Raw genomic sequence first — 21,742 nt, 5'->3', positions numbered from 1 at the left:
GTGATCGGAGATTCGGACCGAGGCTACGCCGCAGGCTCGCCCGAGTCGATCACACCCCCACCGACGACCGGGTGGCCAGCTCCTGGACCCCCGCCAGGCAGCTCGGATAGGTCGGCGACCAGCCCAGCTCGGCCTTGGCCCGGTCGCTGCAGAGCCGCAGATTGGTCGACATCACGGAGTGCGCCAGCGGTGCCACCGGGCGCAGCAGCCAGAGCGGCACGGTCATCGGCTTGGGCACCCCGAACGCGGCGGCGACCGCCCGCACGTGACTGCCGAAGCCGACCGCCGTGTCGTCCGCGACGTTGTACGCCCGCCCCGCGACGCCGCGGTGCAGCGCGGCCAGCACGGCCGCGGCGGCATCCGGGACGTACGTCCAGGCGAGCGCCCGGCCCCGGTCGGCGACCACCGGCAGGGCGCGCCTGCGCAGCATCGGAACCACGGTGGTGTCGGTGACGCCCGGGCCGTAGAAGACGCCGAAGCGCAGCGCGACGCCGTCGATGCCGTCGTCCGCGCAGGTCAGCTCCTCCAGCGTGCGCATCGCCCCGACGTGCCGCTCCAGCCAGGCGCCCGTGCCGCGCGGGCCGAAGGCGTCGGCCTGCTCGGTGAGCGGGCGCTCGCCGTGGTCCCCGTAGCCGTAGCCGAACATCATCGACTCGGCTACCAGCCGGCGGGCGCCGGTGGCCCGGGCGGCGGCCAGCAGGTTGGCGGTGCCGGCGATCCGCAGCTCATTGGTGGGCTCCAGGTCCTGGTGGCGCGCCAGCGACTTGCCGGCCAGCGCCGTGGCGGCGTGCACCACGGCGTCGAACTCCAGGCCCTCGACGGCGCGCAGCACGGCGTCCCGGTCCAGTAGGTCGGCCCGCAGGGTGTTCCGCTCACCCCGCCCGAGCCCGCTGACCTGGTGGCCCTCGGCGGTCAGCAGCCGGGTGACACCGCGGCCCAGTACACCGCTGCCACCTGCCAGCAGAATCCTCATTGCGTCCTCCTCCGCGGAGGATGTGGTTTCCCCGGAGGTGGCCCGCGCCACCTCCGGGGAACGCGCTACGCCACCGTCCAGGTGTCGGCACCGGCCAGCAGGGTGGCCAGGTCGCCCTCGCCGCGCTGGTCGACGGCCGCCGCGAGCTGGTCGGCCATCAGGGTGTCGTAGACCGGCCGCTCGACGCTGCGCAGCACCCCGATCGGGGTGTGGTGCAGCGTGTCGTTGTCGGCGAGCCGGGTCAGGCCGAAGGCGGTGACCGGGTTGGGCGCGTGGATGTCGTGCACCAGCACCTGCGCCTCGTTCTCCGGCGTGATCGCGGCGGTGTGCAGCTCGCCGCTGAGCGGGTCCCGGAAGACGCCCTCACCGAGCTCGGGGCCGAAGCGGATCGGCTGCCCGTGTTCGAGCCGGATCAGCGCGCGCTCGGCCGTCGACGGGTCCTTGAGGGTCTCGAAGGCGCCGTCGTTGAAGATGTTGCAGTTCTGGTAGATCTCCACCAGCGCCGTGCCGCTGTGCTCGGCGGCCGCCCGCAGCACCGACTGCAGGTGCTTGCGGTCGGAGTCGATGGTGCGCGCCACGAAGGTGGCCTCGGCGCCGATCGCCAGCGACAGCGGGTTGAAGGGCGCGTCCAGCGAGCCCATCGGGGTGGACTTGGTGATCTTGCCGACCTCACTGGTCGGCGAGTACTGGCCCTTGGTCAGCCCGTAGATCCGGTTGTTGAAGAGCAGGATCTTCAGGTTGACGTTGCGACGCAGCGCGTGGATCAGGTGGTTGCCGCCGATCGAGAGGGCGTCGCCGTCGCCGGTGACCACCCAGACGCTGAGGTCAGATCGGGAGGTGGCCAGGCCAGTGGCGATCGCCGGGGCGCGGCCGTGGATCGAGTGCATCCCATAGGTGTTCATGTAGTACGGGAAGCGCGAGGAGCAGCCGATGCCGGAGACGAACACGGTGTTCTCGCGCTTGATGCCGAGCTCCGGCATGAAGGACTGCACCGCCGCCAGGATCGCGTAGTCCCCGCAGCCGGGGCACCAGCGGACCTCCTGGTCGGTCTTGAAGTCCTTGGCGCTCTGCGGCGTCTCGGTCTTGGGCACCAGGCTCAGGGACGGGAAGAAAACGTGGTCACTCATGGTCGTCGCTCCCTTCCAGGGTGCCGATCGCGGCCCACAGGACATCGGCCAACTGAGCTGCCTTGAAGGGCAGTCCGCGGACCTGGTTGTAGGACTGGGCATCCACCAGGTACTTGGCGCGCAGCAGCATGGCGAGCTGGCCCAGGTTCATCTCGGGGACGATCACCCGCTCGTAACTCCTCAGCACCGCACCGAGGTTGGCGGGGAACGGGTTGAGGTGACGCAGGTGCGCCTGGGCGATGTCGGCGCCGTCGGCGCGCAGCCTGCGCACCGCGGCGGCGATCGGCCCGTACGTCGACCCCCACCCCAGCACCAGCACCCGCGCCCTCCCCTGCGGGTCGTCGACCACGATCGGCGGGACGTCGATGCCGTCGATCTTGGCCTGCCGGGTGCGGACCATCAGGTCGTGGTTGGCCGGGTCGTAGGAGATGTTGCCGTTGCCGTCCTGCTTCTCGATGCCGCCGATCCGGTGTTCGAGGCCGGGCGTGCCGGGCACCGCCCAGGGGCGGGCCAGCGTCTGCGGATCGCGCAGGTACGGCCAGAACGAGCCGTCGGGGGCGTTCGGCTCGGTGGCGAACCCCGGCTTGATCTCCGGCAGTTGGTCGACGTCGGGGATCAGCCAGGGCTCCGAGCCGTTGGCCAGGTAGCCGTCCGAGAGCAGCAGCACCGGGGTGCGGTAGGTGACCGCGATCCGGGCCGCCTCCACCGCCGCGGTGAAGCACTCGGCGGCGGTGGCGGGAGCGACGATCGGCACCGGCGCCTCGCCGTTGCGGCCGAACATCGCCTGCAGCAGGTCAGCCTGCTCGGTCTTGGTCGGCAGCCCGGTGGAGGGGCCGCCGCGCTGGATGTCCACCACCAGCAGCGGCAGTTCGAGCGAGACGGCGAGCCCGATGGTCTCCGACTTCAGCGCCACGCCAGGCCCGGAGGTGGTGGTCACGCCCAGCGCGCCGCCGAACGCCGCGCCCAGGGCGGCGCCCACACCGGCGATCTCGTCCTCGGCCTGGAAGGTCCGCACGCCGAAGTTCTTGTGCTTGGACAGCTCGTGCAGGATGTCCGAGGCCGGCGTGATCGGGTAGGAGCCGAGGAAGAGCGGCAGCCCGGAGCGCTGGGAGGCGGCGATCAGGCCGTAGGACAGCGCCAGATTGCCGGAGATGTTGCGGTAGCGGCCGGGCGGGAGCTTGGCCGGCGGGATCTCGTAGGAGACCGCGAAGTCCTCGGTGGTCTCGCCGAAGTTCCAGCCCGCGCGGAAGGCCCGGATGTTGGCCTCGGCGATCAGCGGCTTCTTGGCGAACTTCTGCCGCAGGAAGCCCTCGGTGCCGTGGGTGGGCCGGTGGTACATCCAGGAGAGCAGACCCAGCGCGAACATGTTCTTGGCCCGCTCGGCGTCCTTGCGGGCCAGCCCGCTCTCCTTGAGGGCCTCCAGGGTCAGCGCGGTCAGCGGCACCTTGTGCAGGCGGTACGCCTCCAGGGACCCGTCGGAGAGCGGGTCGGCCGCGTAGCCGACCTTGGTGAATGCGCGCTTGGTGAATTCGTCGGTATTGACGATGATCTCCGCGCCGCGCGGAAGATCCGGCAGATTGGCCTTCAGGGCCGCCGGATTCATCGCCACCAGCACATTCGGAGCGTCACCCGGCGTGAGGATGTCGTGGTCGGCGAAATGCAGCTGGAAACTCGACACACCGGGCAGCGTGCCGGCGGGGGCCCTGATCTCGGCGGGGAAGTTGGGCAGCGTGGAAAGATCGTTTCCGAAGGAGGCGGTCTCCGAGGTGAAGCGATCGCCGGTCAGTTGCATGCCGTCACCGGAGTCCCCGGCGAAGCGGATGATCACCCGGTCGAGCCGCCGGATCGGCTTGGCCCGTCTAGGACCGTCCGGCCCGGACAGCCCCAACGGCCCGTCCGATCCGTCGTCCACTGCCTTTACCTGATCGACCTCGCTGGTCACTGCCGCGGACCTCCCTCAGGGGTACCAGCCGCGGGCGTGAGCCGTGTGCCCCCGTCCGCCTGGTGCACTGATCGCATCCTATGCGGATGGTGAATCCCTAGGCGGTAACTAGAGCAACCCCGGAGGGGTGGCTAATTCCCGCCGTCTTCCCGCCGTCCAATGACTGGAAAGGAGGTTCACGAGTTGAGATAACGCAGCACGGCCAGCACCCGGCGGTGGTCCTCGGGGCTCTGGGCCAGGCCGAGTTTGAGGAAGATATTGCTGACGTGCTTCTCCACCGCGCCGTCCGAGACGACCAGCTGCTTGGCCACCGCCGCATTGGTACGGCCCTCGGCCATCAGGGCGAGCACCTCGCGCTCGCGCGGCGTCAGCCCGGTCAGCACGTCGCTGCGGCGGCTGCGGATCAGCAGCTGCTGCACCACCTCCGGGTCCAGCGCGGTACCGCCGCCGGCCACCCGGACCACCGCGTCGACGAACTCGCGCACCTCGGCGACCCGGTCCTTGAGCAGGTAGCCGATGCCCCGGGTGGAGCCGGCCAGCAGCTCGCTGGCGTACTCCTGCTCGACGTACTGCGAGAGCACCAGGACGCCGAGCGTCGGGTAGAGACCGCGCAGGGTGACGCAGGCGCGCACGCCCTCGTCGGTGTGCGTGGGCGGCATCCGGACGTCCGCCACCACCACGTCCGGCAGGCCCTGCGAGGTGGACAGCTCGTGGACGGTGCGCAGCAGTTCCTCGCCGTCGCCGACCCCCGCCACCACCTCAAGGCCGCGGTCGGTGAGGAGCCTGGTCAGCCCCTCGCGGAGCAGGACGGAGTCCTCGGCGATGACGACGCGCAGCATGATGGTCTTCCCCCGGGCGTGTGGCGAGCTGGAGCTCACATGGTACGGATCGCCACCGCGTCGCAGAGACCCTGCAGGGCGGCCTTGGCCGGGCACTCGGGCAGCGGGACCAGCAGGGCGCGGGCCTCCTCGGCGTAGCGCAGGGTCTCCCGGCGGGCCCGCTCCAGCGCCGGGTGACGGCGCAGCAGGCGCAGTGCCTCGGCGTGCAGCTGATCGTCGGTCAGATCGAGCTGCAGCAGCTCGCGCAGCCGGGCGTCCTCGGGGTCGCTCTCGTCCACCGGCATCGACTGGAGCAGCAGGACGGGCAGCGTGGGGACACCCTCGCGCAGGTCGGTACCGGGGGTCTTGCCGGACTCGTGGCCGTCGCTGGCGATGTCCAGCACGTCGTCGGCCAACTGGAAGGCGGTGCCCATCCGCTCGCCGTACTGGGTGAGGATCTCGACCACCCACTCCTCGGCGCCGGACATCAGCGCGCCGAAGCGGCAGGAGACGGCGACCAGCGAGCCGGTCTTGCCCGCGATCACGTCGAGGTAGTGCTGCAGCTGGTCGTCGCCCGGGCGCGGCCCGGCGGTCTCCAGGATCTGACCGGTGACCAGCCGCTCGAAGGCGTCGGCCTGGATCCGCACGGCCTCGGGGCCGAGGTCGGACAGCACCTGGGAGGCGCGCGAGAAGAGGAAGTCGCCGGTGAGGATGGCCACCGAGTTGTCCCAGCGGGCGTTGGCGGTGGCCGCGCCGCGGCGCACCGGCGCCTCGTCCATCACGTCGTCGTGGTAGAGGGTGGCCATGTGGGTCAGCTCGACGACCACGGCCGCGGGGACCACGCCCGGCGCGTACGGGTCGCCGAACTGGGCGCCCAGCATCACGAGCAGCGGACGGAAGCGCTTGCCGCCGGCCTCCAGGAGGTGGCTGGCGGTGATGGTGATGAACGGGACGTCGCTCTTCACGGTCTCCGCGAGGGCGACCTCCACCGCGTCCATCCCGACCTGGACGTCCCGGGTCAGATCGCGGTCCTGCACGCTGAGCCCGAAGGGTCCCACGACGGTCACGAAGACCACTCCTGTCGCCGGTCGATCATGCGGTCCGGTCCCTGATGCCCGCCGCTGCCATATCCCAGCAGCGTATCCGGTCGGGAGTGGATCACTGCACGGGCGTGCGGGTACGGGGGTCACGAGCGGGTCCGGGTCGGTGGGCTCATGACCCCCGACCCGGACCGGTACAACTGAACTACCGTACGAACATCGAGGCTTTGGACGCCAGGTCCAGGAAGTACTGCGGGAGCACACCCAGAACCACCGTCACCAGCACCCCGAAGCCGATGGCGGTGCCGGTGAAGACGCTCGGCACCGCGACCGCGGGACCACCCGGCTGCGGGTCCGAGAAGAACATCAGCACGATCACCCTGATGTAGAAGAACGCGGCGACCGCCGAGCTCAGCACACCGACGATCACCAGCGGCGTCGCCCCGCCCGCCGCCGCGGCCTGGAAGACCGCGAACTTCCCGGTGAAGCCGCTGGTCAACGGGATACCGGCGAAGGCCAGCAGGAAGAGCGCGAAGACCGCCGCGACCAGCGGCGAGCGCCGGCCGAGCCCCGCCCAGCTGGACAGGTGGGTGGCCTCGCCCTTGGAGTCGCGCACCAGGGTCACCACCGCGAAGGCGCCGAGGGTGACGAAGGAGTACGACAGCAGATAGAAGAGCACCGCGCCCAGGCCCTGCCGGTTGGTGGCGATCACGCCGGTCAGGATGAAGCCCGCGTGCGCGATCGACGAGTACGCGAGCAGGCGCTTGACGTCCTGCTGAGTGACGGCCAGGACCGCGCCGACCACCATGGTGAGGATCGCCACGCCCCACATGACCGGCCGCCAGTCCCACCGCAGTCCGGGGAAGGCCACGTAGAAGAGCCGGAGCAGGGCGCCGAAGGCGGCGACCTTGGTGGCGGCGGCCATGAAACCGGTGACCGGCGTCGGCGCGCCCTGGTAGACGTCCGGGGTCCAGGAGTGGAACGGGACGGCGCCGACCTTGAAGAGCAGGCCGACCCCGAGCATCGCCAGGCCGATCAGCAGCAGCGCGTCGTTCTGGGTGGAGTTCGCCAGCGCCGGGGTCATCGGCGCGACACCGGAGATCACATCGGCGATCTCCGGCAGCCGCACGGTGCCCGCGTAGCCGTACAGCAGGGCGGTGCCGAAGAGGAAGAACGCCGAGGCGAACGAGCCCAGCAGGAAGTACTTGACCGCCGCCTCCTGGGAGAGCAGCCGCCGGCGGCGGGCCAGCGCGCAGAGCAGGTAGAGCGGGAGCGAGAAGACCTCCAGCGCCACGAACATCGTCAGCAGGTCGTTGGCCGCCGGGAAGAGCAGCATGCCGCCGACCGCGAACAGGGTCAGCGGGTAGACCTCGGTGCTGGCGAAGCCCGCCCTGGTGGCCTGCCGCTCCTGCTCGCCGCCGGGGGTGGCGGAGCCCTGCGCGGTGAAGGCGTCCGAGGCGACGCCCTCGACCCGCGGGTCGAGCCGGCGCTCGGCGTACATCAGCACCGAGACCACGGCGGCCAGCAGGATCACGCCCTGCAGGAAGAGTGCCGGGCCGTCCAGGGCGACCGAACCCATCGCGAGCAGGCCGCTCTTGGTGGTGCCGTAGCCGCTGGCGGCGAGCACCACCACGGCGGTGAAGGAGCCGATCAGGCCGATCAGGGCCAGCGCCACCTGCACGCGGTAGCGGGCCCGGCGGGGCACGAAGGCCTCGACCAGGACGCCGACCACGGCCGCGCCGAAGACGATCAGCATCGGGGACAGCTGGCTGTACTCGATCTTGGGAGCCGGGATGCTCGGGGTGTTGGCACCGGCAGCTTGGATCCACAGGCTGTGGACAGCGCTCACTTCTGTTCACCTCCTGCGGGGTCGGCCACCGGGTGGACCGGGGCCGGGTCGGTCCGGTGGACCTGGGCGAGGGTGTCGTTGACGGCCGGGTTCACCAGGTCGGTGAGCGGCTTCGGGTAGACGCCGAGGAACACGGTCAGCGCCACCAGCGGTGCCACCACCGCGAGTTCGCGGACCTTGAGGTCGGCCATGCCGCGCACGCCGTCGCGCACCGGGCCGGTCATGGTGCGCTGGTAGAGCACCAGCGCGTACAGCGCGGCCAGCACGATGCCGAAGGTCGCGATGATGCCGATCACCGGGTAGCGGCTGAAGGTGCCGACCAGGACCAGGAACTCGCTGACGAACGGGGCGAGTCCGGGCAGCGACAGGGTGGCCAGACCGCCGATCAGGAAGGTGCCGGCCAGCACCGGGGCGACCTTCTGCACGCCGCCGTAGTCGGCGATCAGACGCGAGCCGCGCCGCGAGATCAGGAAGCCGGCCACCAGCAGCCACGCGGCCGTCGAGATGCCGTGGTTGACCATGTAGAGGGTGGCGCCGCTCTGGCCCTGGCTGGTCATCGCGAAGATGCCCATGATGATGAAGCCGAAGTGCGAGATCGACGCGTAGGCGATCAGCCGCTTGATGTCCTTCTGGCCGACCGCCAGCAGCGCGCCGTAGACGATCCCGATCAGCGAGAGCACCAGGATCGCCGGGGCGAAGAACTTCGAGGCCTGCGGGAACAGGCCCAGGCAGAAGCGGAGCATCGCGAAGGTGCCGACCTTGTCGACAACCGCGGTGATCAGTACGGCCGTTCCGGCGGTCGACTCGCCCATCGCGTTCGGCAGCCAGGTGTGCAGCGGCCAGAGCGGGGCCTTCACCGCGAAGGCGAAGAAGAAGCCCAGGAAGAGCGCCCGCTGCGCGGTCGGGTCGATCACCAGCTTGCCGCTCGCGATGGCGGAGGTGAGCGACTGCAGGTCGAAGGTGGCCTGCCCCTGCTGCTGCGCGATCACGTACAGGCCGATCACGGCGGCCAGCATGACCAGGCCGCCGAGCAGGTTGTAGAGCAGGAACTTGACGGCCGCGTACGACCGTTGGCGCGCCGCCTCGGGCCCGCCGGCCTTGTCGCCGAAGCCGCCGATGAGGAAGTACATCGGGATCAGCATGGCTTCGAAGAAGACGTAGAAGAGGAAGACGTCGGTGGCCAGGAAGGAGACGATCACCATCGCCTCGACCGCCAGGATCAGCGCGAAGAAGCCCTGGGTACGGCGGCGGTTCTCGAACGTACCCTCGGGGGCCGGCGCCGGATCGGCGTCGTGCCAGGAGGCCAGCATCACGATCGGGACCAGCACGGCGGTGAGCAGCACCAGCACCGCGCCGATGCCGTCCACGCCGAGCGAGAAGCTGATCCCGAACGAGCGGATCCAGCTGTAGGACTCGGTGAGCTGGTAGCGCGCGCCGCCCGGCTTGAAGCGGGCGGCGACCAGCGCGGTGAGCACCAGGGTCGCCGCGGAGATGGTGATCGCGGTGAGCTTGGTGGTCCGCCGGCGGGCCTCGGTGGAGCCGGCGGGCAGCGCGGCGGTCAGGATCGCACCGGCCGCCGGGACGGCGCAGGTGGCCGTCAGCAGGTAGCTCATGGCCGTCCCCCCCGACGGGTCTTGGGGTACCCGCCCCGAGCCGAAGGGCCCGCCGGTGCCGAAAGCGACGAACGACGAGCGGCCGACGAAGGAGGGAGCGTGGGAGTGAGGAGTGTCGGCACCGGGTCAGAGGGCCCGGAGGCGAGCGGGCGAGTGGCAGTCATCAGACCGACCTCATCAGGAGAGTGGAGGCGACCAGCACCAGCGTGCCGCCGAACATGGAGAGGGCGTAACTGCGGACGTAGCCGTTCTGCACCCGCCGCAGGCGGCTGGAGATGCCGCCGATCAGCGCGGCCAGGCCGTTGACGAAGCCGTCCAGGCCCTTGCTGTCGAAGTAGACCAGCGCGGCCGCGAGCGCGGAGCCGGGGCGGACCAGGACGGCGTGGTTGAAGTCGTCCTGCAGCAGGTCGCGGCGGGCCGCCCGGGTGAGCAGCGAGCCCACCGGCGCGGTGACCGGGACCGGGCTGCGCCCGTACACCAGGTAGGAGTAGCCGATGCCGGCCAGCATGCAGGCCATGGTGAGCAGAGTGACCGTCAGCGAGGAGAGCGGCGAGTGGCCCTCGGAGTAGCCGGTGACCGGCTCCAACCAGTGCACGAACGAGCTGTTGAAGGCGAACAGGGCGCCCGCGAAGACCGAGCCGAAGGCCAGCACGATCATCGGCAGCGTCATGACGGCCGGCGACTCGTGCGGGTGCGGCTGGTGGCCCTCGTCGTTCGGCTGCCAGCGCTTCTCGCCGAAGAAGGTCAGGATCATCACCCGGGTCATGTAGAACGCGGTGAGCGCGGCGCCGATCAGGGTGACCACGCCGAGGATCCAGCCCTCGGTGCCGCCCTTGGCGAAGGCCGCCTCGATGATCTTGTCCTTGGAGAAGAAGCCCGACAGGCCCGGGAACCCGATGATGGCCAGGTAGCCGAGACCGAAGGTGACGAAGGTGAGCGGCATGAACTTGCGCAGGCCGCCGTAGTGACGCATGTTCACCTCGTCGTCCATGCCGTGCATGACCGACCCGGCGCCGAGGAACAGCCCGGCCTTGAAGAAGCCGTGGGTGACCAGGTGCATGATCGCGAAGACGTAGCCGATCGGGCCCAGGCCCGCCGCCAGGATCATGTAGCCGATCTGCGACATGGTCGAGCCGGCCAACGCCTTCTTGATGTCGTCCTTGGCGCTACCGACGATCGCACCGAAGAGCAGCGTCACCGCACCGACGCAGACCACGGTGACCTGCGCGTCGGGGGCGAGGTTGAAGATCACGCTGGAGCGGGTGATCAGGTAGACGCCGGCGGTGACCATGGTGGCCGCGTGGATCAGGGCCGAGACCGGGGTCGGGCCCTCCATCGCGTCACCGAGCCAGGACTGCAGCGGCACCTGGGCCGACTTGCCGCAGGCGGCCAGCAGCAGCATCAGGCCGATCGCCGTCAGCTTGCCCTGGCTGGCCTGCGGTGCCGCCCCGAAGACCGGGGTGAAGGCGAAGCTGCCGAACTCGGTGAACATCAGCATGATGGCGATCGAGAGGCCCATGTCGCCGACCCGGTTGACCAGGAAGGCCTTCTTGGCGGCGGTGGCGGCGCTCGGCTTGTGCTGCCAGAAGCCGATCAGCAGGTACGAGGCGAGCCCGACGCCCTCCCAACCGACGTACAGCAGAAGGTAGTTGTTGGACAGCACCAGCAGCAGCATGGCGGCCAGGAAGAGGTTGAGGTAGCCGAAGAAGCGGCGCCGGCGCTCGTCGTGCGCCATGTACCCCACCGAGTAGAGGTGGATCAACGTGCCGACGCCGGTGATCAGCAGCACGAAGGTGATCGACAACTGGTCCAGTTGGAAGGCCACGTCGGCCTGGAAGCCGTTCACCGGCACCCAGCTGAACAGGTACTCGGAGACTGGGCGTTGGGCAGTACTGCGGCCCAGCATGGAGAAGAAGAGCACCAGCCCGAAGGCGAACGAGAGCGCGGCCGCGAGCGTGCCGAGCCAGTGACCGAAACGGTCCAACGCGCGGCCGCCGAGCAGCAGCAGGACAGCGCCTGCCAGCGGAGCCGCCACGAGCAGCGGAATGAGAGAGTTCACCCTGGGCCCCTACAGCTTCATGAGGTTGCTGTCGTCGACCGAAGCCGAGTGCCTGGTACGGAAGATGCTCACGATGATGGCCAGGCCCACCACGACCTCGGCCGCCGCGACCACCATGGTGAAGAACGCGATGATCTGGCCGTCGAGATTGCCGTGCAGCCGGGAGAAGGTGACCAGGGCGAGGTTGGAGGCGTTGAGCATCAGCTCCACGCACATGAAGAGCACGATCGCGTTGCGCCTGATCAGCACCCCGCTCGCCCCGATGGTGAACAACAGGGCTGCGAGATACAGGTAGTTGACGGGGTTCACTCCGCGTCCTCCTCATGCCCGGGTACCGGGGTCAACTCCTGGCGGGGCCTGGGCGGCACCGGCCGGGCGGACGGCTCGCGGCCCTGCCAGTCGGCCGTGTCGGACTCCAGCTCGGCCATCCGGCGCAGCATGTCCTGGCTGACGTCGCGGATCTGGCCGCGCTCGCGCAGCGTGCCCATCACCGAGTCCTCGGCGATCGAGCCGTCCGGCAGCAGGCCGGGGATGTCCACGGCGTTGTGCCGGGCGTACACCCCGGGGGCCGGCAGCGGCGGCAGCTGGACGTTGTCCTTGACCCGCTGGGCGGCCAGCTCGCGCTGGGTCTTCGGCGCCTTCACATGCTCGCGGTGGGTGAGCACCATGGCGCCGACCGCGGCGGTGATCAGCAGCGCGCCGGTGACCTCGAAGGCCCAGACGTACTTGGTGAAGATCAGCCGGGCCAGGCCCTGCACATTGCCCTCGGCGTTGGCCTCCGAGAGGCCGGTGAAGTGCGAGAGCTTCGCGTTGGCGATGCCCGCGATCAGCAGCGTCCCGAAGCCGAGGCCGCAGATCACCGCGGCGATCCGCTGGCCCTTCAGCTGCTCGCGCAGCGAGTCCTCCGTGGTGACGCCGACCAGCATCACCACGAAGAGGAAGAGCATCATGATCGCGCCGGTGTAGACCACGATCTGCACCACGCCCAGGAACACGGCGCCCTGGGCCAGGTAGCAGATCGCCAGCGACATCATGGTGGCCGCCAGGCAGAGCGCGCTGTGCACGGCCCGGCGCATCAGCAGCATGCCGAGCGCGCCGCCGACCGCGATGACCGCGAGCACCCAGAACTGGACCGCCTCGCCGGTGGACGTCACTGGTCCACCTCCTCGTCCTGCTTGCGCGCGGTCTTCTCCTGCTGCACGGTGCCGGGCGCCGCCGCGGTGATCTCGCCGCGGTAGTAGGCGCCTTCGTCCGCACCCGGGAAGATCGAGTGCGGGGCCTCGACCATGCCCTCGGTGAGCCCGGAGAGCAGCTGCTCCTTGGTGAAGATCAGGTCGGCGCGCGAGGAGTCGGCCAGCTCGTACTCGTTGGTCATGGTGAGCGCGCGGGTCGGGCAGGCCTCGATGCACAGGCCGCACAGGATGCAGCGGGCGTAGTTGATCTGGTAGACCGCGCCGTAGCGCTCACCCGGGGAGTAGCGCTCCTCGTCGGTGTTGTCGGCGCCCTCGACGTAGATCGCGTCGGCCGGGCAGGCCCAGGCGCACAGCTCGCAGCCGATGCACTTCTCCAGACCGTCCGGGTGCCGGTTGAGCTGGTGGCGGCCGTGGAAGCGGGGGGCGGTGGGCTTCTTCTGCTCCGGGTACTGCTCGGTCAGCCGCTTCTTGAACATGGCCGTGAAGGTCACGCCGAAGCCTGCGGCCGGCCCCAGAAGTGACGGCTTGTCGTCCGGATCTGGCATCTCGGTTCAGCTCCCTTCGGAATGGTTGGCGCCGTTGAGCGCGTCCTGCAGTTGCTGCGGTTGCTGCTGCGGCGCGCGGCTGGGCCGGCGCGGGACCGGCGGCAGTTGCTGGCCGGGCAGCGGCGGCACCGGGTACCCGCCGGCCATCGGGTCGAACTCCCCTGCGGGCTCGGGCTCCTGGTCCTTGGCGGCCTGCTCCGACTTGTCCCGGAAGGCGTCCCAGATCAGCGAGAGCAGCAGCACCACTGCGACCGGCGCACCGACGTACAGCACCACCTGGCCGAAGCCGCGGCCCTCGTTGCGCAGCGCCCGGACGCTGGCGACCAGCACCAGCCAGACCAGCGAGACCGGGATCAGCACCTTCCAACCCAGCTTCATGAACTGGTCGTAGCGCAGCCGGGGCAGCGTGCCGCGCAGCCAGATGAAGAAGAAGAGCAGCAGCTGGATCTTGATGACGATCCAGAGCATCGGCCACCAGCCGTGGTTGGCCCCGGCCCAGAAGGTCGAGATCGGCCACGGTGCCCGCCAGCCGCCCAGGAAGAGCGTGCTGGCCACCGCCGAGACTGTCACCATGTTGACGTACTCCGCCAGCATGAACATCGCGAACTTCAGCGAGCTGTACTCGGTGTTGAAGCCGCCGACCAGCTCGCCCTCGGCCTCGGGGAGGTCGAACGGCGCCCGGTTGGTCTCACCGACCATCGAGATGATGTAGACGATGAAGGAGACCGGCAGCAGCACCGCGAACCAGGTGGGCTGCTGATGGGCGACGATCTCCGAGGTCGACATCGAGCCGGAGTAGATGAAGACCGCGGCGAACGACAGGCCCATCGCGATCTCGTAGGAGATCATCTGCGCCGACGAGCGCAGCCCGCCGAGCAGCGGGTACGTCGAGCCGGAGGACCAACCCGCCAGCACGATCCCGTAGATGCCGATCGAGGCGGTCGCCAGGATGTAGAGCAGCGCCACCGGGAGGTCGGTGAGCTGCAGCGGGGTCCGGGTGCCGAAGATCGACACCTCGTTGTCGGCCGGGCCGAACGGGATCACCGCGATGGCCATGAACGCCGGGATCGCGCAGATCACCGGGGCCAGGATGTAGACCACCTTGCTGGCGCCGGTGACCACCAGGTCTTCCTTGAGCGCGAGCTTGACGCCGTCGGCCAGCGACTGCAGCAGGCCCCAGGGTCCGTGCCGGTTGGGGCCGATCCGCAGCTGCATCCAGGCGACGACCTTGCGCTCCCAGACGATCGCGACCAGCACGGTGATCAGCAGGAAGGCGAAGCAGAACACCGCCTTGAGCAGGACCAGCCACCACGGGTCCCGGCCGAAGAAGCTGAGGGTCTCGCCGGTGGCGAGGCTGAGCTGGGAGATCATCACGACTCCTCCCCTGCCGGGGCGATGGTCACCAGGTGGCCGACGGTGGTCCCCAGGGTGCGGTGCACGCCGCCCGGGGTGGAGTTCAGCGGGAGCCAGACCGTGCGGTCCGGCAGCTCGGCGGTGATCTCCAGCGGCAGCACCAGGGAGCCGGCCGGGCCGCTGACCAGCAGCCGCTCGGTGGCGCCGATCTCGGTGGCGGTGGCCGGCGAGAGCCGGGCGACGGCGCGGTGGCGGGTGCCCGCGAGGTGCGGGTCGCCCTGCTGCAGCGAGCCGTTGTCCAGCAGCTGGCGCCAGCCGGCGAGCACCGCCTGCCCGGCGGCGGGCCGGGGCAGCGCGGCCGGGTGGCCGGCCGGCGCGGCCGGGCGGTCCCCCGTCCAGGGCGCGAGGGTGTCCAGCTCCAGCCGGGCCGCCCGGACGTCGGGCAGGCCGAGCCGGTGCCCGAGCGCGTCCGCGAGCATGTTCAACACCCGGACGTCCGAGGTGAGGTGACGTTGCATCAGCTGGTCGGACTTGAGGGCGGCTTCGAACATCCGGACCCGGCCCTCCCAGTCCAGGAAGGTGCCGGCCTTCTCGGCGACCGCGGCCACCGGCAGCACCACATCGGCGTGCGCGGTGACGGCCGAGGGCCGCAGCTCCAGCGAGAGGACGAAACCGACCCGGGTCAGCGCCTCCTCGGCGAGCGCCGGGTCGGCCAGGTCGTCGGGGTCGACGCCGCCGACCACCAGCGCGTCCAGATCGCCGTGCGCGGCCGCGGCCAGGATCTGGCCGGTGTCCCGGCCGAGCCGGGCGGGCAGTTCGGCGACGCCCCAGGCGGTGGCCGTCTCGGCGCGGGCGGCCGGGACGGTGACCGGGCGGCCGCCGGGCAGCAGCCCCGGCAGGGCGCCGGCCTCGACCGCGCCGCGCTCCCCCGCCCGGCGCGGCACCCAGGCCAGCCGGGCGCCGGTCGCGTGCGCGAGTCGCAGCGCGGCGGTCAGCGCGCCGGGGACGGCGGCCAGCCGCTCACCGGCCAGGATCACCGCGCCGGGCCGGCGCAGCAGCGCGGCCGCCGCACCCGCGTCGTCGCTGAGCGGCTCCTCGGCGGCCAGCGCGCCCAGCCACTCGGCCTCGGTGCCGGGCGCGGCGGGCAGCAGGCGGCCGCCGAGCTTGGTCAGGCCGCGCGAGCTGTGGGTGGCGACCGAGTAGACCTTGAGGCCGGTGCGGCTCGCCTTGCGCAGCCGCAGGAAGACGATCGGCGACTCCTCCTCGGGCTCGAAGCCCGCGAGCAGCACCATCGGGGCGCTCTGCAGCGCTGCGTAGGTCACCCCGCTGCCGTCCAGATCCACGCCGCGCCCGGCCACTGCGGCGGCCAGGAAGTCGGCCTCCTCGGCGCTGTGCGGGCGGGCCCGGAAGTCGACGTCGTTGGTGCCGAGCACCACGCGGGCGAACTTGGCGTAGCCGTACGCGTCCTCGACCGTCACCCGGCCGCCGGTGAGCACCGCGCTGCGGGCGCCGCGCAGCCCCTCGGCGGCGGCGGCCAGCGCCTCCGGCCAGGAGGCGGCGACGAGTTCACCGCTGACCCGGTCGCGCACCAGCGGGGTGGCGAGCCGGTCGCGCTGCTGGGCGTAGCGGAAGGCGAAGCGGCCCTTGTCGCAGCTCCACTCCTCGTTCACCTCGGGCTCGTCGCCGGCCAGTCGGCGCAGCACCTTGCCGCGCCGGTGGTCGGTGCGCAGCGAGCAGCCCGAGGAGCAGTGCTCACAGACGCTGGGCGAGGAGACCAGGTCGAAGGGGCGGGAGCGGAACCGGTAGGCGGCCGAGGTCAGCGCACCCACCGGGCAGATCTGGATGGTGTTGCCGGAGAAGTACGACTGGAAGTCGTCGCCCTCGCCGATCCCGACCTGCTCCAGCGCCCCGCGCTCCAGCAGCTCGATGAACGGGTCGCCGGCCACCTGCTGGGAGAAGCGGGTGCAGCGCGCGCAGAGCACGCAGCGCTCGCGGTCCAGCAGCACTTGGCTGCTGATCGGGATCGGCTTCTCGTAGGTCCGCTTCAGGCCGTCGAAGCGGGAGTCCGGGCCGCCGGTGGACATCGCCTGGTTCTGCAGCGGGCACTCGCCGCCCTTGTCGCAGACCGGGCAGTCCAGCGGGTGGTTGATCAGCAGCAGCTCCATCACGCCGCGCTGGGACTTCTCGGCCACCGCCGAGCTGAGCTGGGTGCGGACCACCATGCCCTCGGCCACCGGGATGGTGCAGGAGGCGACCGGCTTGCGCTGGCCCTCGATCTCCACGATGCACTGGCGGCAGGCGCCGACCGGGTCGAGCAGCGGGTGGTCGCAGAAGCGCGGGATCTGGGTGCCGATCTGCTCGGCGGCCCGGATCACCAAAGTCCCCTTGGGGACCTGGACTTCGACGCCGTCGATGGTGAGCGTGACCAGGTCGGTGGCGGTTTTCTGCGGCTCGGTGATGGTCATGCGTGCACCTCCCTGTCGTTGGCTGGCTGGGGGGCGAAGGGCCGGGGGCTGTCGGCCCAGACGGTGGCGGCGGCCGGGTCGAACGGGCAGCGGCGCTCGGCCAGGTGCTGCTCGTACTCGGCGCGGAAGTACTGGAGCGAGGAGGTGATCGGGCTGGCCGCGCCGTCGCCGAGCGCGCAGAACGACTTGCCGTTGATGTTGTCGGCGATGTCGAGCAGCTTCTCCAGGTCGCCTTCGAGGCCTTCGCCGGCCTCGATCCGCTTGAGCAACTGGACCAGCCAGTACGTGCCTTCGCGACACGGGGTGCACTTGCCGCAGGACTCGTGGGCGTAGAACTCGGTCCAGCGGGTGACGGCGCGCACCACGCAGGTGGTCTCGTCGAAGATCTGCAGCGCCTTGGTGCCGAGCATCGAGCCCGCCGCCCCCACGCCCTCGTAGTCGAGCGGGACGTCGAGATGCTGATCGGTGAACATCGGGGTGGAACTGCCGCCCGGGGTCCAGAACTTGATCCGGTGCCCGGCGCGCACCCCACCGCTGATGTCCAGCAGTTGACGCAGCGTCACCCCGAGCGGGGCCTCGTACTGGCCGGGGTTGGTGACATGGCCGGAGAGCGAGTAGAGCGTGAAGCCGGGCGACTTCTCGGTGCCCAGCGACTTGAACCACTCGTTGCCCCGGACCAGGATCGGCGGCACCGAGGCGATCGACTCGACGTTGTTGACCACCGTCGGGCACGCGTACAGGCCCGCGATGGCCGGGAACGGCGGCCGCAGCCGGGGTTGGCCGCGGCGGCCCTCCAGCGAGTCGAGCAGCGCCGTCTCCTCACCGCAGATGTAGGCGCCGGCGCCCGCGTGCACGGTGATGTCCAGGTCGATGCCCGAGCCCAGGATGTCCTTGCCGAGGTAACCCGCCTGGTACGCCTCCGCGACGGCGGCGTGCAGCCGGCGCAGCACCGGTACCACCTCGCCGCGCAGGTAGATGAAGGCGTGGTCGCAGCGGATCGCGTACGAGGCGATGATCATGCCCTCGATCAGCGCGTGCGGGTTGGCGAAGAGCAGCGGGATGTCCTTGCAGGTGCCCGGCTCGCTCTCGTCGGCGTTGACCACCAGGTAGTGCGGCTTGCCATCGTTCTGCGGGATGAACTGCCACTTCATGCCGGTCGGGAAGCCCGCGCCGCCGCGGCCGCGCAGGCCGGAGTCCTTGACCAGCGCGATCAGCGCGTCCGGGTCCATCGCGAGGGCGTTGCGCAGGCCCAGGTAGCCGTCGTGGCGCCGGTAGGTCTCCAGGCTCCACGGGCGGTGGTCGTCCCAACTGGCGGACAGGACGGGGGTGAGCAGCTTCTCAGCAGGCTCGGTCGCGGTCATCACGCCTCCGTCCCTTTGTTGCGCGGGGAGACCACGCGGGCCCCAGGAGTGCCGGGCAGGGCCTCGCCCTTGGCCAGCCGCAGACCGGCCAGCGAGGGCGCGCCGCCCGCGCCGGAGGCGTCCACCACGCCGGGGCGCTCGTCCGGGAAGCCGGCCAGGATGCGGGCGGTCTCCTTGAACGAGCAGAGCTTGGCGCCGCGGGTGGGCTCGACCTCGGCGCCCGCCCGCAGGTCGTCGACCAGCTGCTTGGCGCTCTCCGGCGTCTGGTTGTCGAAGAACTCCCAGTTGACCATCACCACGGGGGCGTAGTCGCAGGCCGCGTTGCACTCGATGTGCTCGATGGAGATCTCGCCGTCGGCGGTGGTCTCGTTGTTGCGGATCCCCAGGTGCTGCTGGAGCTCCTCGAAGATCTGGTCGCCGCCCAGCACCGCGCAGAGCGTGTTGGTGCAGACGCCCACGTGGTACGTGCCGGCCGGGCGGCGGCGGTACATCGTGTAGAAGGTCGCGACCGCCGTCACCTCGGCGGTGGTCAGCTCCAACTGCTCGGCGCAGAACCGGATTCCGGTCGGCGTGACGCAGCCCTCCTCCGCCTGCACCAGGTGCAGCAGGGGCAGCAGGGCGGAGCGGGTCACCGGGTAGCGTCCGATCAGCTCCCTGGCGTCGGCTGCCAGGCGCTCGTGCACCTCGGCGGGATACGGCTTGGCCGGCAGCGCCGGCAGGCCGAGTTCGACATTGCTCACCTGTCCACGCCTCCCATCACCGGGTCGATCCCGGCCACCGCGACGATCACGTCGGCGACCTGGCCGCCCTCGCACATCGCCGCCATCGACTGCAGGTTGGTGAACGACGGGTCGCGGAAGTGCACCCGGTAGGGGCGCGTCCCGCCGTCGCTCACCACGTGGACCCCGAGCTCGCCCTTGGGCGACTCGACCGCCGCGTACGCCTGGCCGACCGGGACCCTGAAGCCCTCGGTGACCAGCTTGAAGTGGTGGATCAGGGCCTCCATCGAGGTGCCCATGATCTTCCGGATGTGGTCGAGCGAGTTGCCCATCCCGTCCGGGCCGACCGCCAGTTGGGCCGGCCAGGCGATCTTCTTGTCGGCCACCATGACCGGCCCGGGCCGCAGCCGGTCCAGGCACTGCTCGACGATCCGCAGCGACTGGCGCATCTCCTCCAGGCGGATCAGGAACCGCCCGTAGGAGTCCGCGGTGTCGGCGACCGCGACCTCGAAGTCGTAGTTCTCGTAACCGCAGTACGGGTCGCTCTTGCGCAGGTCGTTCGGCAGTCCGGTGGCCCGCAGGATCGGGCCGGTCGCGCCGAGGGCCAGGCAGCCGGCCAGGTCCAGGAAGCCGACGTCGACCAGCCGGGCCTTGAACACCGGGTTGTTGGTGGCGAGTTTGTCGTACTCGTGCATCCGTGAGCGGAACAGCTTGACCGCCTCGCGGATCTGGTCCACGGCGCCCGGCGGCAGGTCCTGCGCCAGGCCGCCGGGGCGGACATAGGCGTGGTTCATCCGCAGGCCGGTGACCAACTCGAAGATGTCCAGGATGATTTCGCGATCCCGGAAGCCGTAGATCATCAGCGTGGTGGAGCCGATCTCCATACCGCCGGTGGCAAGGCACACCAGGTGCGAGGAGATCCGGTTGAGCTCCATCATCAGCACCCGGATGACGGTGGCCCGGTCGGGGATCTGATCGGTGATCCCGAGCAGCTTCTCCACCGCGAGGCAGTAGGCGGTCTCGTTGAAGAGCGGAGTCAGGTAGTCCATCCGGGTCACGAAGGTGGTGCCCTGGACCCAGTTGCGGAACTCCATGTTCTTCTCGATGCCGGTGTGCAGATAGCCGATGCCGCAGCGGGCCTCGGTCACCGTCTCGCCGTCGATCTCCAGGATCAGCCGCAACACGCCGTGGGTGGACGGGTGTTGCGGTCCCATGTTGACGATGATGCGCTCGTCGTCGGCCTTGGCGACGGCCTCGACCACCTCGCCCCAGTCGCCGCCCGTGACGGTGAAGACCCGGCCCTCGGTGGTCTCGCGGGTGCCTGCTTCTTCTGCTGCTTCGTAGTGAGTGGTCATGTGTACGACCTCCGCTGGTCGGGCGCCGGGATCTGGGCGCCCTTGTACTCGACGGGGATGCCACCCAGCGGGTAGTCCTTGCGCTGCGGGTGGCCCAGCCAGTCGTCCGGCATCATGATCCGGGTGAGCGCCGGGTGGCCGTCGAAGACGATGCCGAAGAAGTCATAGGCCTCGCGCTCGTGCCAGTCGTTGGTCGGGTAGACGCTGACCACCGAGGGGATGTGCGGGTCGGCGTCCGGCGCGGTGACCTCGACCCGGATCAGCCGGGTGTGGGTGATCGAGCGCAGGTGGTAGACCGCGTGCAACTCCCGCCCCGGGTCGGCGAGATAGTGCACGCCGCTGACGCCGAGGCAGAGCTCGAAGCGCAGCGCCGGGTCGTCGCGCAGCGTCCTGGCCACCTGGAGCAGGTGCTCGCGGGCGATGTGGAAGGTGAGTTCGCCGCGGTCGACGACGGTCTTCTCGATCGCGTCCGCCGGGTCGAGGCCCTGTTCCTCCAGGGCGCCCTCCAGCTCGTCGGCGACCTCGTCGAACCACCCGCCGTACGGGCGGCTGCTCGGGCCGGGCAGCACGATCGGGGCGACCAGGCCGCCGAAGCCCGAGGTGTCGCCGGTGCCGCCGGTGCCGAACATGCCCTGGCGGCTGCCGACCACCTCGATGGCCAGCTCACGATGTGGCTGTTCGCGGTGCGGCTGCGCGGGAACGGGTGCGGGTGCGGGTGCGTCGCTCATCGCAGCAGCCCCCGCATCTCGCTGGTCGGGGTGGCCTCCAGGGCCAGCTCCTCGGCCAGCTCCTGGGCCCGCAGCTTGTTCACGCCCAGCGGCTCGTGCTGGATCTTCTCGTGCAGCTTGAGGATCGCGTCCATCAGCATCTCCGGGCGGGGCGGGCACCCCGGCAGGTAGATGTCCACGGGGACGATGTGGTCGACACCCTGGACGATCGCGTAGTTGTTGAACATGCCGCCCGAGGACGCGCAGACGCCCATCGAGATGACCCACTTGGGGTTGGCCATCTGGTCGTAGACCTGGCGGAGCACCGGCGCCATCTTCTGGCTGACCCGGCCGGCCACGATCATCAGGTCGGCCTGCCGGGGTGAACCACGGAAGACCTCCATCCCGAATCTGGCCAGGTCGTAGCGGCCGGCACCGGTCGTCATCATCTCGATGGCGCAGCAGGCCAGCCCGAAGGTGGCCGGGAAGAGCGAGGCCTTTCTCACCCAACCCGCAGCGGTCTCCACGCTGGTGAGCAGAAAGCCGCTCGGCAGCTTCTCCTCGATACCCATCTACCCATCCCTCTCAGTGGCCTCAAATCCGGCTGGCTGCAATGCAGTTGT

At 70.3% G+C, this 21,742-nt stretch carries 18 protein-coding genes; all 18 read right to left on the bottom strand.

Features of this window, described 5'->3' with window-relative positions; genetic code table 11:
- Window positions 1-49: 49 nt before the first annotated feature.
- Entirely contained in the window at window positions 50-973 is a 924-nt protein-coding gene (locus tag P3T34_RS23175; protein ID WP_280667960.1) for an NAD(P)-dependent oxidoreductase, read from the bottom strand.
- 65 nt (window positions 974-1,038) lie between these two features.
- A complete protein-coding gene (locus P3T34_RS23170; protein WP_280667959.1) occupies window positions 1,039-2,100 on the bottom strand; it encodes a 2-oxoacid:ferredoxin oxidoreductase subunit beta in 1,062 nt (353 codons plus the stop codon).
- A complete protein-coding gene (locus P3T34_RS23165; RefSeq protein WP_280672312.1) occupies window positions 2,093-3,988 on the bottom strand; it encodes a 2-oxoacid:acceptor oxidoreductase subunit alpha in 1,896 nt (631 codons plus the stop codon). The genes P3T34_RS23170 and P3T34_RS23165 overlap by 8 nt, the downstream gene beginning before the upstream one ends.
- Before the next feature lie 230 nt (window positions 3,989-4,218).
- Complete coding sequence (locus P3T34_RS23160; protein ID WP_280667958.1) at window positions 4,219-4,881, bottom strand: response regulator transcription factor; 663 nt, start codon at window positions 4,879-4,881, stop codon at window positions 4,219-4,221.
- Between the two features lie 35 nt (window positions 4,882-4,916).
- Window positions 4,917-5,927 carry a polyprenyl synthetase family protein gene (locus P3T34_RS23155; protein ID WP_280667957.1) on the bottom strand — a complete coding sequence of 337 codons (1,011 nt, stop codon included), beginning with the start codon at window positions 5,925-5,927 and terminating at the stop codon, window positions 4,917-4,919.
- A gap of 178 nt (window positions 5,928-6,105) precedes the next feature.
- Entirely contained in the window at window positions 6,106-7,749 is a 1,644-nt protein-coding gene (gene nuoN / locus P3T34_RS23150; protein WP_280667956.1) for an NADH-quinone oxidoreductase subunit NuoN, read from the bottom strand.
- A complete protein-coding gene (locus tag P3T34_RS23145; RefSeq protein ID WP_280667955.1) occupies window positions 7,746-9,362 on the bottom strand; it encodes an NADH-quinone oxidoreductase subunit M in 1,617 nt (538 codons plus the stop codon). Before P3T34_RS23145 ends, nuoN begins: the two co-directional genes overlap by 4 nt.
- Window positions 9,363-9,525: 163 nt before the next feature.
- Window positions 9,526-11,421, bottom strand: a complete 1,896-nt coding sequence (gene nuoL / locus P3T34_RS23140; protein ID WP_280667954.1) for an NADH-quinone oxidoreductase subunit L — start codon at window positions 11,419-11,421, stop codon at window positions 9,526-9,528.
- Between the two features lie 9 nt (window positions 11,422-11,430).
- The gene (gene nuoK, locus P3T34_RS23135) at window positions 11,431-11,730 is read right to left on the bottom strand and encodes an NADH-quinone oxidoreductase subunit NuoK (protein WP_035798594.1); all 300 of its coding nucleotides are present in this window, start codon (window positions 11,728-11,730) and stop codon (window positions 11,431-11,433) included.
- Entirely contained in the window at window positions 11,727-12,575 is an 849-nt protein-coding gene (locus P3T34_RS23130; RefSeq protein WP_280667953.1) for an NADH-quinone oxidoreductase subunit J, read from the bottom strand. The genes nuoK and P3T34_RS23130 overlap by 4 nt, the downstream gene beginning before the upstream one ends.
- Window positions 12,572-13,159, bottom strand: coding sequence for an NADH-quinone oxidoreductase subunit NuoI (gene nuoI / locus P3T34_RS23125; protein ID WP_280667952.1), 588 nt, complete (start codon window positions 13,157-13,159; stop codon window positions 12,572-12,574). The genes P3T34_RS23130 and nuoI overlap by 4 nt, the downstream gene beginning before the upstream one ends.
- Before the next feature lie 6 nt (window positions 13,160-13,165).
- Window positions 13,166-14,530 carry an NADH-quinone oxidoreductase subunit NuoH gene (nuoH, locus tag P3T34_RS23120; protein ID WP_280667951.1) on the bottom strand — a complete coding sequence of 455 codons (1,365 nt, stop codon included), beginning with the start codon at window positions 14,528-14,530 and terminating at the stop codon, window positions 13,166-13,168.
- Window positions 14,530-16,977 (bottom strand): NADH-quinone oxidoreductase subunit G, encoded by a 2,448-nt coding sequence (locus tag P3T34_RS23115; RefSeq protein WP_280667950.1) that lies wholly within the window; start codon window positions 16,975-16,977, stop codon window positions 14,530-14,532. Before P3T34_RS23115 ends, nuoH begins: the two co-directional genes overlap by 1 nt.
- The gene (gene nuoF / locus P3T34_RS23110) at window positions 16,974-18,338 is read right to left on the bottom strand and encodes an NADH-quinone oxidoreductase subunit NuoF (RefSeq protein ID WP_280667949.1); all 1,365 of its coding nucleotides are present in this window, start codon (window positions 18,336-18,338) and stop codon (window positions 16,974-16,976) included. The genes P3T34_RS23115 and nuoF overlap by 4 nt, the downstream gene beginning before the upstream one ends.
- A complete protein-coding gene (gene nuoE / locus P3T34_RS23105; protein WP_280667948.1) occupies window positions 18,338-19,078 on the bottom strand; it encodes an NADH-quinone oxidoreductase subunit NuoE in 741 nt (246 codons plus the stop codon). Before nuoE ends, nuoF begins: the two co-directional genes overlap by 1 nt.
- Entirely contained in the window at window positions 19,075-20,412 is a 1,338-nt protein-coding gene (locus tag P3T34_RS23100) for an NADH-quinone oxidoreductase subunit D (protein WP_280667947.1), read from the bottom strand. The genes nuoE and P3T34_RS23100 overlap by 4 nt, the downstream gene beginning before the upstream one ends.
- Window positions 20,409-21,140 (bottom strand): NADH-quinone oxidoreductase subunit C, encoded by a 732-nt coding sequence (locus P3T34_RS23095; RefSeq protein ID WP_280667946.1) that lies wholly within the window; start codon window positions 21,138-21,140, stop codon window positions 20,409-20,411. Before P3T34_RS23095 ends, P3T34_RS23100 begins: the two co-directional genes overlap by 4 nt.
- A complete protein-coding gene (locus tag P3T34_RS23090; RefSeq protein ID WP_280667945.1) occupies window positions 21,137-21,691 on the bottom strand; it encodes an NADH-quinone oxidoreductase subunit B family protein in 555 nt (184 codons plus the stop codon). The genes P3T34_RS23095 and P3T34_RS23090 overlap by 4 nt, the downstream gene beginning before the upstream one ends.
- Window positions 21,692-21,742 lie beyond the last annotated feature (51 nt).

This window comes from Kitasatospora sp. MAP12-44 (assembly GCF_029892095.1).
Lineage (GTDB): Bacteria > Actinomycetota > Actinomycetes > Streptomycetales > Streptomycetaceae > Kitasatospora.
Note: the sequence above shows the minus strand (reverse complement) of the source record. Positions and strands in the feature narration are given on the sequence as shown.

What these genes read in the sequence shown, in the direction of transcription:
- nuoI (WP_280667952.1), bottom strand. Translation starts at nt 13,159, where the DNA reads ATGCCAGATCCGGACGACAAGCCGTCACTTCTGGGGCCGGCCGCAGGC.
- nuoH (WP_280667951.1), bottom strand. Translation starts at nt 14,530, where the DNA reads ATGATCTCCCAGCTCAGCCTCGCCACCGGCGAGACCCTCAGCTTCTTC.
- P3T34_RS23170 (WP_280667959.1), bottom strand. Translation starts at nt 2,100, where the DNA reads ATGAGTGACCACGTTTTCTTCCCGTCCCTGAGCCTGGTGCCCAAGACC.
- P3T34_RS23115 (WP_280667950.1), bottom strand. Translation starts at nt 16,977, where the DNA reads ATGACCATCACCGAGCCGCAGAAAACCGCCACCGACCTGGTCACGCTC.
- P3T34_RS23090 (WP_280667945.1), bottom strand. Translation starts at nt 21,691, where the DNA reads ATGGGTATCGAGGAGAAGCTGCCGAGCGGCTTTCTGCTCACCAGCGTG.
- P3T34_RS23145 (WP_280667955.1), bottom strand. Translation starts at nt 9,362, where the DNA reads ATGAGCTACCTGCTGACGGCCACCTGCGCCGTCCCGGCGGCCGGTGCG.
- nuoF (WP_280667949.1), bottom strand. Translation starts at nt 18,338, where the DNA reads ATGACCGCGACCGAGCCTGCTGAGAAGCTGCTCACCCCCGTCCTGTCC.
- P3T34_RS23095 (WP_280667946.1), bottom strand. Translation starts at nt 21,140, where the DNA reads ATGAGCGACGCACCCGCACCCGCACCCGTTCCCGCGCAGCCGCACCGC.
- P3T34_RS23100 (WP_280667947.1), bottom strand. Translation starts at nt 20,412, where the DNA reads ATGACCACTCACTACGAAGCAGCAGAAGAAGCAGGCACCCGCGAGACC.
- P3T34_RS23175 (WP_280667960.1), bottom strand. Translation starts at nt 973, where the DNA reads ATGAGGATTCTGCTGGCAGGTGGCAGCGGTGTACTGGGCCGCGGTGTC.
- P3T34_RS23160 (WP_280667958.1), bottom strand. Translation starts at nt 4,881, where the DNA reads ATGCTGCGCGTCGTCATCGCCGAGGACTCCGTCCTGCTCCGCGAGGGG.